General features: G+C 36.3%; 5 protein-coding genes. All 5 read right to left on the bottom strand.

Annotated elements, in window-relative coordinates:
- On the bottom strand, positions 1-1,640 hold a 1,640-nt coding region (locus A6733_RS05120; RefSeq protein WP_141663460.1), incomplete at its 3' end, for a hypothetical protein.
- A gap of 1,404 nt (positions 1,641-3,044) precedes the next feature.
- Positions 3,045-4,841 carry a hypothetical protein gene (locus tag A6733_RS05115; RefSeq protein WP_092411418.1) on the bottom strand — a complete coding sequence of 599 codons (1,797 nt, stop codon included), beginning with the start codon at positions 4,839-4,841 and terminating at the stop codon, positions 3,045-3,047.
- Positions 4,842-5,792: 951 nt separating this feature from the next.
- Positions 5,793-8,099, bottom strand: a complete 2,307-nt coding sequence (locus A6733_RS05110) for a hypothetical protein (RefSeq protein ID WP_092460554.1) — start codon at positions 8,097-8,099, stop codon at positions 5,793-5,795.
- A gap of 2,627 nt (positions 8,100-10,726) precedes the next feature.
- Complete coding sequence (locus A6733_RS05105) at positions 10,727-13,435, bottom strand: hypothetical protein (protein WP_092460552.1); 2,709 nt, start codon at positions 13,433-13,435, stop codon at positions 10,727-10,729.
- Positions 13,436-14,354: 919 nt separating this feature from the next.
- Entirely contained in the window at positions 14,355-14,489 is a 135-nt protein-coding gene (locus A6733_RS09655) for a hypothetical protein (RefSeq protein ID WP_278183852.1), read from the bottom strand.
- Positions 14,490-14,841: the final 352 nt, after the last annotated feature.

Below are 14,841 nucleotides of genomic sequence, written 5' to 3'. Positions count from 1 at the left end.
GTACCTATCCGTCCTTTTAAATCTGAAAGAGCTGCTCTTGATAACTTACCTTTTACCTTACATCTCTTTAAATCTGAAAGTGCTGCTCTTGATAACTTCCCTTTTACCTTACGTCTTTTTGAATCTGAAAGCGCTACTACAGGAACACCAGCAACATCGAGAACATTAATAACATCCTCACAACAAACACCTCTCAATGATCCACCTTCTAGTTCGGACAAAACGCCACTAGTTGCTTCATCCCACCGAGATTTAAATATATTCTCCACTCTCTCGGCAATAGCACAATCCAAATTCGACAAAAAACCTAATAAAATACCTCCACTTAATGGAACTGGCTTACAATCAGAGGAACTTGATAATACTCTAACATTAGGAAGTGCACGTACAAAATCAGGACGGTACTTGTAATGGTAGATACACAGACACTTGGCTATAAAACTAGATAGATGCAATTCTCTATACATCCTGCACCAAATAGCTAGCCCAACCGTAGAGAGCTCACTACTCATAGCCGTTAAGAGGTAATTATCCATGGAACACGAATAAGACATGCGCGCAGATTCACAAACATCATGAAATAGCTTAGAAATTAGTCCATGACTATCAGGGTGCAACTTAAAGCCCAGCAAATCTACATATATAACGGACTGCACATCTCCAACAGTAGCACAAACAATTTCTGTATCAGAATGAGTAGAAACATGAACAGGAACACCACTGCTACTCGCGCATTTTCCTTCTGTTACTTCCGTTCTTTCTGTTCCTTCTGTAGTAGGAGCAGAAGAAGATCCATCTCCTGATGATTTACACTTATCAACATCCTTACTATTTGTCTTTGTTTTGGAATATCGTGCTTTCAAATGCGATGCTGAATACAATGCTATTAAGGGAATACCAGCAATGTCGAGAACAGCAATAAAATCTTCACAACTAACAGCATCCAAAAGCTCCTCTTCTAGAGTACTAGAAATGCCGTCAAATACTTCATCCCAACTAGAGCTAAAAATACGCTCCGCCCTACCGCGGATAGCGGAATCTAGTCTCGATAAAAAACTCAGCAACCTATCTCCGGTTAAGGTCTCTAGAGCACCGTCAGGAGAATCGGACAATACTTTAATGTTAGGAAGAGAATGTATAAAACCAGGTATATGCTTGCCATAGTACTTAAAAAAACATCTGTGCACAAAATTAGCCCTACACAGTACCTTATAAGTATTAAACCAAATAATCCGCCCGATCTTCGTAAGTTTATCACTCACGTTTGGTGGAAATTGTTCGCTTAACCTACTCTTGTAAGAAATTCCAAATAGTCCATCAGCTTTCGAAAGAAGATCGTTAATTATTTTAACACTATCAGGATGTAACTTAACCCCCAGCAAATCACAAACATCCTGATCAGCAATAATGGCTGGAGAAGAAACAGCAGCAATACCATATCTGGAAGTAGAAGCTTTGCCTATATCATCACAAGTACTCAACCCACCACCCACAGTGGTGGGTGAAGTAGTAACAGTAGAAGCCTCAACTTGCTGCAAATCAACACTAGAAACATCACTCTGTACGATGCACCCTTTACCATCACTCTCTGAAGGACCACTAAAAGTAGCAGCACTACCAGTCACGGGTACAGGATACATAACAAACCCTCTGTTTATTGCTATTATTATTCATTTATTATTTTTACCAACTACCAACTCACACACCAAGCTTGACATGATATCTTGTATATAATTTAAAAAAACAAACATCTACACCCAACATATAACAATTAATCATACAGGTGAAGCATTAATATAATGAATTAATTGCTAATTATTTAACTTAATAAACGTGCATTAATAAAATTAAAATTCAACAACCTATTTGATCGTCATTTAGGTTTATCATACTTTAACACCCTTATCAACCACTCACCAAAATCACAGAAGAGAAGTAGAATGGCCACATAAATGCAACCAAATGTACATAACACCACAAACAGGATCAGAAGCAAAACCCTACGTCATCACTCTTGTATCTCAGTTCATGAAATAAACTCACATCCAAAAGTAGTAATTCTCATGTACAAAGTAAGGAAAAAATCACTACCTGCAAGCAAAGAGTGTACTGTATTTATGTAAAAAATAACAAGATAAATTAAGTACCTACAAAGTACTAAATGAAAGTTAATCAATACAAAATACAACAAATAAGCCAAGTGCATATAACTCATATGGAACAATATATCGTGTCTCAAAAATCAAAACTAGCATGAGTAGTTCAAAATATCACCTGTGATACTTAAAAACATAGATTCCATAAATTCAAAGTAGGAAAGATAAAATAGAAACACGCCTTCAGTAGTTGACACTGATCGATGTTATAGTAATTGACGATGTTTCTAAAATTAGGTTTTTAGTACGGATCATGATCGCAACAACACTCTCCGGAATCATAGGTTAGCTATTCATTGTTCTTTGTCAAACTGGAGTTAACATTAGGATAATTTATGCTATGTGGGTAATATAAAGTTCATTGTTTCATTATTAGTATAATTGCATAAACTACTTTAATTGCCATTTAATCAATATACAATAGATAGTATCAATCCTACCCCTTGCATCCTTACCGTATAACAAACATTTAGAGTACACATATTGAAGCAACGATAATAGCATACAAAGAAAAACTCAATATTTTCACTTATGTATCAGCAAAACAGTAGCAATAACTACTACAAGAACATGATCAAGATCATACTATAAAGAGATTAGAAATCTAATGACACAATCACCTAATGATTACAATCAACAAATAATTTGGACAAACAAACCTCGCTGTGCCAACACAAGAAACATTATTGGACATAATTGCTTCAATACACTCCCCATACTACATTCATGATTCTAAGGCTAAAAGCAGGGGAACACAGATTAAGAATATCTCCCAATAAGATCGGACATAAAATAAATAACATTGGATTCAATATGACAAATAGCTATTGAAGCAACAAATAATAGTAAAACCATGTAGAATTCAAACCTTTGTCAATATACAAACAACTAATCCCCAGCAAGCAACCCAATAGTACTCTTCCATGAGTAATCCATAGCCTTAAGCTGCGAGTTATCAATATCAAAAACACAGCACCTTATAATATCAACTATTTCCTGTAAGTATGCCTTTCTAACCTTACCAGAATCCAGTATAAAAACGGAGTCTGACAAACTCTTCATACTTGGAATAAATTTTTCACAAAAAACTTCAGCACATTTTCTTCTAGCTATAGAAAATGCCTTATAAGAACAATAATATAAAGGCAAGGACTTCTCATCCCCAACATTATCAGACAAACAAGATGAGACTAATTTGTCAAACGAATAAGAAATACAATATTTAGACTCCATAAAAAAAACATCTTTAATATGGCTAATAATACCTGCTGTTAATTTGTCTATGCAATATCCATACATACAACTAAAATCGCCACTATTAATCGGTACATTGTCTAAGTATTTAACACTGTCTGTAGCACCACTGCAATTTTTGAGTATATTATCTATAAAGTCTTTAATATTTCTATTAACGATAACATCAACGTTATAAAACAAATCAGAAATAAAGGCATAAATAAATTCTATATCCTCTGACAAATCAAGTTTATCACTATTATCTGAATTGCTTACCAATCCTAGATTACTCAGCTTAGATGAAAAATTTCTGTCAAAAATATTAACAGCCTCCTCCCATACTTCTGATTTTAATAAATAAGAATTTAATTCCACATCAACTAAACATGAATAGATACCACAAGCATCTAATCTTGTTTGGGTAGATAGGCTAATGCCGTCAATCCTACGCATAACCAAATAATCAATAGCACTAAGAAAATCATCCTTGAGGTCATGTAGTAAGCAATTATCATCTCTAGTCATATTAGGACTAAATATCATTAATTTTTCTCTATTATAATTGTAATAAGAATCAGAGCATAATCCCAACCTAGAAGTAAAATGAATATTATTATCGCTCAAAGAAACATTATTTGAAAAGTTCAATATGAATCTAGATGCAAAAGCTGCGGCGGCACAATATGAAATAATATTCTCTCTGTATTCTTCACAAGTAACAACATCATCGGGCAATAAAATAACTTTAAGATAAAAAGTATATCTATCAATAGCGGCATCAATTAACATACGTTTATTGCTAGAAATAACGGCATTAAAGCACGATTCTAGTACACTAAGCTCATCAGGAAGCAATACTCTTATTGTGCTACCATCAAACAAGCATGACTTTACTAATATTTCCTTTAGTTCTTTACCAAATTTTGAACAAAAAAACGTGAAACATCTACTCTCAATTTCGTCCACGATATCATTCATGTTGTCTCTAATGTACGATACCATCCCATGAATCAAATTTTTTGTGGAAGTATCACTATGCCCTCTTGATATTAGTATGTCAGAAAATTTTTCTCCAAAACTAGATAATACATCCATAATATTTATGTATAGGCAATTTGTAAAAGAACTCTCAATATCACTCATACATCCTAAATCTTGGGACAACAGTTTATGTCCGAAGACGGTACAGCAACTACCAATCATAGAATTCAACAATACACCATAACTATTCAAAGAATTAAATGGAGTAAACATATCTTGACAAAAAACTGATTGATGTAGTGTAGAACTTCGACCTACAAGCGACTCTCCACCTGTTCTGCATATATTATATTCATGCAAAGGTGTAACATTGTCATCAAGCACTAAAGTAGGAGCAATACTGCTTGCACCATTATCTAAAATCTGACTGTCAACTAAAGAAGCATTCAAAGAATCAGTATGAAACATGCCTTAATCACCCATGCAAAACTAACTCATATGTATTAATCATTATAAATATAATGAAGATATTAATAGTGTACAAAACGTACACGTTACTTAATTATGAAGAATAAACTGCCTCAAGAGCAATAAATAATACATACAATTTAACTTTATAATCAAAAGTATTTGCATAGACATGTAAATACCACTTACATAATATACGTATAATTTTTATTATTACACTTCATACAAGATGATTTAAAAATAACCTGTCATTATTGATTAATACAAATTGTTATGTAACATGCTATGGATATAATAAAACGATTGTTTGTCGCATAGATAATATGAAGCTTGTATTTGACATATATACATTATCTATCAAACAACATGTCTTGTGTACTGCCAATGGAATATTTAAGAAATTCCCACTAAGTAAAACTTAGTGTACTATAAAAACATGCGGGAAACACTTAGAAAATGAGATAAATGGTGCTTATTGTTCAAAAAAATAGCACTCAATTAACAATAGTATGGATATGACATATAAAAATCAAGGATGTAAATTTACACAAAGCCCATACCAATGCAGTGCAGATATACTACACAAATTCGGACCCACCTATTACAGTGCAACATCACACATTACAAAATTATTTTAGCAAACAACATCTCAAAAACCACTCATGCAATGTATCACAAGCACTCTACTCAATTATCATACAATGTAAACAAGGCCAATACTCATCACTTAACTTTTACCTTTGCTGTCTTGATGTAAAGGAAAAGATTCACCTGCACTTGACTCAATTACAGGAGGCGGTGGTAGCCCAACATTCGACAATGCTACCAATCTCACTTCTACATCCTAACTCTCACAACTAGTACCAGTGTAGCTGCTACTGGCGAGAAACCACTCATCCCCACAGGCGGTGAAGATAGAGAGATCCAGCAGCCTACGTTATCACTGGAGGATCAAGAAGAAGGCCCACCAGTACTACTACTATTACTATATCTATTCATAAACAACTTCTTAGGCCCAATCAAACCACTAATAGAACTACTTATAGGTATTGTAGGAGATTCTTCTACCTTAGCAGAGGTAGTAACAGAAGAAGCACTAGTTGCTAGCACTACTATCCGAGGAGAAGCAGTGCCAATCGTAGACAATTCCACTTCCTCTTCTCCAGCCAATTCTGATGATTTCGCGGAATCTGGTGATTTCGCAGAAACATCAATAATCAATTCCCCCTCCTCAGATGAAAATGAATGTACAGATAAAGGGGCCTCATCCCCTGAACTTCCGGATACAGGAACGGGACCAGCGGATACAACAACTTCTGTAGAAACACCCTCCGCAGTAAGAAGGTCAACTTCTTCAGTAGATAGTTCCTCAGAAGGTTCTTCTAGTACTACTATTCCCAATTCACATAATAGTGGAGACAAAGGAGAAGATTCACCGTCTGAACCTCCTTGTACAACCACAGAACTGACAGATTCAACAACCTCACTAGACACACCCAAACCAACAGTTGGTGGCCTCTCAACAAAAACAGCTTCTTCTAATACTCCAGATACATGCGAACTACTTACAACATCTGCAACTCTTGTATTAACAACAACCTGTCCCTCCTCTAATAATGAACTCTCAGACTGATCTGTCGCAAGTTTAGCTTGTCTTCTTCTCACAGATTTAGCTTGTTTTCTTCTCACAGATTGAGATGCAGAGCTGCCCTCAAGGGCTTTAGCACTATCTGTTGTTTTGGAACGACTAGTTCTTCCACTCATTCCACTAGTAGTAGGGGCTGAAATTACTAATGTAGGAACACCAACAGTTTCGTGAGCACTAATAAAATCTATTCCAGAAAGAGCAATAGACGACGATTCCACTTGAAGATCCACTTCAGAAAAAACACTTCTGGTAGATCCTTCCCACTCCAATGTGAAAGCCTGTTGTATGGCATCTTTAACAGCTCCATCTGTGGCTACTAAAAAATCTCTTAATCTAGATCCTATTAGCGGCACCAGCCTACGGCTAGAAGAATCCAACAACACTCTGACACTGGAAAGAGCAGCAACAAAAGAATCCCTGTGACGGGAATAATACCCAGCAAGACACCTGTGGATAACGCCAGATTCAAAGAAAGGCTTATAAGTTAGGCACCAAGTATATCCTTGAATAGCAGAAAGTTTAGTAATATTAGCAGAGAGTTGCTGGCTTATCAGAGCCCCAAAAACACGCCTAGTCATGACACGAACTTCACGAACCATAGTGCTAACCATTTCATAAGTCTCAGGTAACACCAAAAATCCAAACATATCAACACATTCAGTAGAAAATGGGGCACAACAATAATCCTCGTCATGGGTAGTAGCAGATTCAGATGAACAAACATCACCTCTTACAGAAGAAGAATCAGCTGTAGAGGCTTTTAAAATCTCATTGTTCCATTCATATGATAGATGATCTCTAACTTTAATCATCACATTGGCGGAAAATGACTTCATAAATTCCGCAACTTCTGCTTCGTTAAATTTCCTTCTCTCCCCCTCACGAATATGCGTAGAAGCAACAGCCCTATGAAGAACCCTAGTAAGGTATACATTTTCAAGAAGAGTTCTTGCAGTCTCTAAGGAGGAATTCAACAATTCATTGTGTAAAGAAGAAATTCTTTCCTCTTTTTTTCCTGCTTCGGGAACACCGTGCACGGAAAAACATTCTCTAATACTAGTACTAAAGCTAGAACGAGCGCGCTCATTAACCGTACGTAAAAAATCCCCTTCTATAGCATACAATGTTAATAAATCTTGAAAATAGATCACAAAACCACAATAACTGAGGGCATCAAAAGGAACCACAGCAACAGGTTCGGCAGCAAATTCTACTAAAGTAGGACTTGATATTGTCCTAACGAGAGCAGTTCCCTCAGCAAGGGTAGGAGCAGTAGAAGAGCTAGGAGCAAATCTCTTAGCAGAAGTAGTAGTGTAACTAGGGACAAGAGCAGTTCTTTTAGGAGCAGGCCCTTTACCCTTTCCTCGACCTTTACCAACACCCCCACCTACAGTAGCAGAAGGGGCAGTAGTAGCAGTAGTATAGGTAGGAGCAGTATCAACAGTAGTAGCTATAGTAGAAATAGGGACAGCGGTAGTTATATCAGGATTGTCAGAAGATGAAACCTGAACTTGATGTAAACCACCATCTTGATCAGTATTATCATCCCCCTCAGCACAAATATCAGCATCACTAACTCCTGCACCACCAGTTCCAGTTACGAGGGACATTTACAACCTCTTGAACATTGCATTTATAGTTAATATAATCATGTATAGCTGTGGCAACACTGTTCATACAACAAAAACAAACCTATGTAGACATATATCACTTACACCTAAAAATTCACAGATCACGTAGAAGAAACGTCATACATGTCACAACCGTAGGTAAAGTCGCAAGCTGCAAAAACTCCCGTTCATCAACTAACAAACCTGATGCACACCCGCTACTAAAGTATCTCACAACTCACAAACGAAACATAAGTCCTAAGGGTAAGTTACAATTATCGCTCACCATACGTAAATGTATGTTGTACCATACATAAAAACTCATCTATGAAAAAATTACGATCTGTATTAATAGAATTTTTTTTACAAAAGATCACAATTAATACGCTATAAAATCATTGAAGTGTGAGTGCGGGTTAACCAGTCAATAATGACTGGTTATACTTTGTCACTAACCTTACACACAGACTCCAAGTACACATAGTTTTCATTACTGTTTTTGGATATACCATTTATCAATCACTCATATTTATATTATATATGGCAAAGATAATAGAACCTGGATAAATTGATAAACAAACTCTTTATGTTATTAGCATAATACAATTACCTCAACCATTAACTACTAGCATAAACTAAACCCATGCAATCTAGGAAAAAGCTTCTATTAAAAATTTCAAATGCATCTTTAGATACATGCATCTCAGTTTATAAGAATATAAATTCAATAAAACCCAAGCAAACATTAGAGTATGTATACTATTTTTATATAAAATAATTATATTTTTTACTCAATTAACCTAGTTATAGAAAATAATAAAATCACCATTATTTGATAGGCATCAAATTCGTTCAAACTTAGCTTAAGTAACATAAATTTTTCTACAGAATACATAAAATAATAATATTATCTTATATGTGAAGTAAAACAGTTATGATTATTTATGCCAATAATTGTTTTTTAGGAAGAATAAATAGCCTACAGCTGGGCAATATGAAATGCATACGAGATAATTCTTTATGAGTGATTATGTAATGTTTCATGCTGATTCTTTGTGTTCCTATTTAGTTAACTAGTTAACATTCATTTTGATAATGGTGCAAATAATATTGCTCCTGTCTTTATATTGCAAAGGCATAAACAATTTATCTAGATATAATACATGCATAACACAGGTATAGGATCTTATAGGTAAATATTCTACACTATACCAATCATCTTTTTTATCAAGATATGCTTACTTCAATTTCATTCTTTGAATAATTATGAGATATTGTTGAATTCTATTATTAATGGTTTCTGTACTATATTTGAGCATAAATTACTATCCCAAGAATTGTACTACGTGAGTAATACTGAGAGTTCTATTACAAATTTCTGACGTGTTAACATCAAAATTTTAAATGATAACAAAAGTGCAAGTACTATATTCACCCCACAAAAAGTTGATCCATGGGTTAGTGTAGTACATTAGGAACGGTATGAATAATGTTGCGGATAAGATTGAACATAAATGTTTCATGTTTTTTGTCCAAAATTTGGTAAAAAAACCAAGGTACATATTAGTGAGTTAAGTTGGTTTGATGGTAGTATCATTACCTCCTGATGAGACTGACGTATCGGAACTGTGCTTTAACAATGTTGTTTCCAGCAATAAATGTATATCAGCCAATGCCTCTATTGGATAGTCACACTTTTTAATTGTTTTACTTTCTATCAATATCATTGTTTGCAGAGACGTGCACTAGTCATTACAGATATAACAAGGATTATAGTTATAAATGACAATTTAGTATAAATTACCATGCCTATTACAATATGAAAAAATCAAAAATTATCCGCTTTCATTATTTTAGAAACATTCATTGATAATATCCTCGTTAGTAATGAGTAAAAAAATAATAGTTACTGCAAACAATATAAGTTAATAAAGCAACTTGTAGCACATACATTAGATCTTACTTGTTTTAAATTTAAGCACAAAAAGATTGATATTTTTATTTTATCACTTTATGCCAACAAATACCTGCACATTCACAATATAATAAGCTCTATCTTTATAGAAACATAGAGAATAAATCTTTGTTTTTCGGTTTCCCTACAAAGGTCTGTGCTAGTCAACAACTAACATAACTATAAGTATCAATTAAATTTATAAGAAATGTAAGTAATAAACACATTATTAAATAATGCCCTGTAATATATATTATTTATAACATAACATGTAAGATATAGAAAAAAACGCTATCGCTATGTTTGCCAACTAAATAAAAAAATGTGAAGCACATAATTATATTAGAATAAATCTTAATGTATTGGTGACATCAAACCGTCTATTATGTATTACTGCTGTGATCCTCACTAATCGATAGAGATGAGGATATTTAAAAAATTCCCATAAAACGAGGCGCAGCATACATATATAAAACTCAAGACATACTTAAAAATGAAAGAACGGACAATTCAAAAAAAAACAACATATAACTAACAGAAGATGTAGATACGGCACATAAAAAAATCAAGTAGATAAATCTACACAAAGCCCATATCAACGCAGGCACACAACAATCTAAGACTAATCTACTACAATGCAACACAAACAAGAACAATACTCAATACCTAGCTTTTAGCTTTTCCTTTTCCTTTTCCTTTTCCCACCTCCCCGATGTGAAGAAGAAGCACCTCCACCTGCAGGAGTCGATTCACTAGCAGGTGGTGGTGAAGGCGGCAGATCTCGATTCAGCAATGCTGCCAATCTCTCTCCTATATCACCACCTTCCCCAGAACCAGTGTCAGTAGTAGTTGCTAATGTTGAAATACTACTCATCCCTACAGATACCGAAGATAAAGGAACAGCAGACACAATACTACTGGAGAGCACCGAAGAAGAAGACACACCTGAAGAAGAAGTACCACTACTAAATCTACTCATAAATGATTTCTTAGGTCCAAGACCACTAAGAGGATTTCTTCTAGTAATTGTAGAGGATTCTTCTATTTCAACAACAGCAGTAGTAATGGAAGAAGCACTTACAGAACTACTACTAGCCACAGAACTACCGCTAGCTTCTTCAGCAACATGAGATACTTTCCGCGCTCTTCGTGCCCTCATAATTGAACCAGCCCCTGAAATTGCCAACGCAGGAACACCAGCCTTAGCACGAGCATTGACAAAATCTCTACCACAAAGAACAGTAAATGATGATTCCTCTCCAGGGCCTAAAGAAGCAAAAAATGGCCTAGTAAATTTACCCCACTCCGCCGCAAAAATATCCCCTACAACTTCCATAATAGCCCTGCCCAAAAGCATCCAAAAACTTCTTAAGCGTTCTCCCGTTAATGACAAGAAGCTACTACCAGGAGTATCCCATGCTCTAACACCAAAAAGAGAGTCAATAAAAACAGGACGAAACTCAGCACAATACTCGGCAAAGCACTTGGCCATAAAGGCAGTTTTATAAAGCATCACATTAGCTACAAGCCAAGCATGTTGTTCAGAAGATGAAAGCACACTCAGAGCATCCAACATTGGAACTCTTACTAAAGATGAATAAGTACGTCTAGCCAACGCACTAACCCCACAGATAAGAATATTAAACATTTCGCTAACCTCAGGAGGTACTTTAAACCCAAACAAATCTACAGAATGACCATCAGCTACAGAACCACCACCATGAGGTACTACTTGTGCTCTCGTTCCTCCAGTAATTAAACCAAATCTTGAAACTGATAACGAAGGAACACCAACCTTATCATAAGCATTAACAAAATCTCCTCCACAAAGAGCAGATGACCCCTCTCCAGGTCCTAATGGAACAGAAAGGTGCCTAATTAGTGAATCCCACCTTGCCGTAAAAAAATTCCCTACAGCTCTCAGAACAGCTTGATCTAAAGATACCCAAAAATCTCCTAACCTGTTTCCCATTAGTGGTAACAAGCTACGACTAGAAAAATCCCATGCTCTTACGCTGCAAAGAGGATCAATAAATTCAGGAAGGAACTTAGCATAATACGCAGCAAAACACCTGGCCACAAGATTGGTCTCATAAAACATCATATTATCTATACACCAAGCAAATTGTTCAGAACCTGAAAGCTTACAAAGGACATCTGTCACTGGAGCTCTTACCATATGTGGGTAGATACGTTTAGCAAATGCACAAACCTCAGATATTAGTCTATTAACCACTTCACTAAGCTCGGGAAGTACTCCAAACCCAAATAAATCTACAAAACCAACAAATCCTGGATCAAGGGAAGAAGGATCAGGAAGCAATGAAGGTGTAGAAGAAACAGTAGTAACAGTGGTGGTGGTGGTAGTGGGATCGTCAATGGAAGCGGGAGCAGCAGCGCGAGTGCGAATGTTAACACGTCGAGTGCAATCAGAAGCGGGAGCGGTAATTGGATTGGGAGAGGTAGTAATAGCAGCAGCTCGAGTGTGATCGGTAACGGTAGCAGGAGCAACAATGGCAGCGTGAGCGCAAGTGGTAGCACGGCGAGTGCAATCAGAAGCGGGGGCACCTAGAACGCTACCCAAAGTCCGGGAAATATCTGAATTCCACGTAAAAGCTAAAAGCTCTTCAATTTTAGTAACTGTATCAGCAAAAAACAATCCTCTAAACCTACAGGCCTCCTCGCTACTAAATACAATAATCTCTCCATCAACGAGATGCGAAGAAGAAAGAACTCTGCGATAAACATCCGCAAGGTACATTTCAGTAAAGTCACTCATATGTAATTCAACAGCAGCAAACGATCCATCACGCAAATCAGAAATCTCTCTTACTCCAAAATTACCATGAAATAAAGTGGATTCCCCAATCCGAGATCTAAAAATTGAACCAGCCACTTCTTCAACTGTGCATAAAAAATTACTTTCCATTGCACGTAATGCTAACAAATCCGGGGTACAAACAAGAAAACCGCAACACCTCATAGTCTGAGAAATAGTCTGATAAAAAGTAAGATCGGTTAACTCCAGAAAATTTGCGCCAGCAGTAGCGGTGGCTGTGGCGGTGGCAGTAGCAGCAAAATGAACAGCAGTAGCAGGAACTACAACACCAGTAGCACAACTCTTAGGAGCAGGTCCCTTGCCCTTCTTACTCCTACTACCACTACTACCCTTACCTACAGAGGTAGTGGCACCAGCGGAGGTAGTAGCAGCAGCGGTAGTAACAGCAGATGAAGTAGTAGCAGTAGTAGAAACGGTAGCCGCAACCAATCCATCACCAAGCGAAAACTGAACCTGCTGCAAGCCACTACCGTCAGCTTGATCAGCATCGTCATCACCCCCAATACCAGAACTAGCACCACCGAGTCCAGTTATAGGATTCACACCAAACTCCTTTTTCACTGATTATCAATCGTTGTTACTGATTTTTTATCATCGTTGCATCATTGTTATTAATTGCTAACACACATCACCTCTACATCAGAGACACAATCTAAGCACAGACACCAGGCACTTACTTACAACTATAACAAAACACAGAGCGCGCAGAAAAATCACCCACACTACTACCTCTATGTTCAGGAGTAGCGCAAGGTGCCAGAGCGAACAACCAAGAACACCAGCAAGAAACACATCAATTGGAAGAGGAAGTCAAGCTGGAAGAAGTTAAGCAGATCAAACATAAATCAACATACGAACAACTAGTTCGTTCTGTCTTAGGCATAACACTCTGTCTTGTGCATCACACACAAAACTACGGAGCTGATGCTATGCTGAACAACAAAAATCTCCTATTAAAAATAGCCAAATACATATACCAACTAATAGTCATATCTGCATCATAAAATATAAACCTCAATTTATGCTAAAACCAGACAAATCTGCACAAAACCAATATCAATGCAGATACACTAACAACAATCTAAGATTAATATATTACAATGCAATATAACATTACAAAATTACTGTTAGCGGGCAATATTTGAAATATATCATTCACACAACACAAAATGAACACAATCCCCTCGCTTAATCAACATATCAAGCAATACAAACAAGACCAATACTCATTACTTAACTTTTCCTTTTACCACTTACCAGATGTGAAGAATAGGCTTCACCTTCCATAAGAGTTGATTAACTTGCAGGTGGTGGCAAGGTGGGCAGACCTCGATTCAGTTATGCTGACAATCTCACTCCTATATCACCCCCCAGATAAGTATAATAAGCAACAGTAGCTGCTACTGTTGAAACGTTACTGTAAAACACCAAAGAAGAAGACATACCCTAAGAGGAAGTGCTATCAACGTTTAATCATAAATGATTTCTTGAGTCCTAAAGAATAATAAGTATGACCACCACTTCCAGCTGCTACAGTAAATTCTTCTACCTTAACATAAGTAATAACAGGATACTCATTAGTTGTTAGGACTACCATCAACTAAGATGATTCATCTCATAAAAACTCCCAAGAGAGCAGAAGAAGTACCAACCATATACAATTTAACTTCTTCTCTAGCTAAAATTGGTGGCTTTGGAAAATCTAAGGCAGAAGAAACAGTGCTACCCATAGATAACTAAAATTTCAGTTGTGGCGCAGAATCAGCACCAACTACATAACTACCACTAGCTACTTCAACAACATGAGATACGGCCCGTACTCTTCATTATCTTATAATTGAAGCTAACCCTGAAATTTCCAACTCAAGAGAGACAGCCCTAGTTAAGCATTAACAAAATCTCCTCCGCAAAAACAGTAAATGATGATTACTGCCCAGAGACTAATGAAG

Source organism: Candidatus Ichthyocystis sparus (assembly GCF_900078745.1).
GTDB classification, from domain to species: Bacteria; Pseudomonadota; Gammaproteobacteria; order Burkholderiales; family 2013Ark19i; genus Ichthyocystis; species Ichthyocystis sparus.
The sequence above is the reverse complement of the archived record's forward strand: the minus strand, read 5'-3'. Positions and strand labels throughout refer to the sequence as shown.

Bases quoted from the DNA above. Each gene is read 5' to 3' on its own strand.
- A6733_RS05115 (WP_092411418.1), bottom strand. From the start codon at position 4,841: ATGTTTCATACTGATTCTTTGAATGCTTCTTTAGTTGACAGTCAGATT.
- A6733_RS09655 (WP_278183852.1), bottom strand. From the start codon at position 14,489: ATGGTAGTCCTAACAACTAATGAGTATCCTGTTATTACTTATGTTAAG.
- A6733_RS05110 (WP_092460554.1), bottom strand. From the start codon at position 8,099: ATGTCCCTCGTAACTGGAACTGGTGGTGCAGGAGTTAGTGATGCTGAT.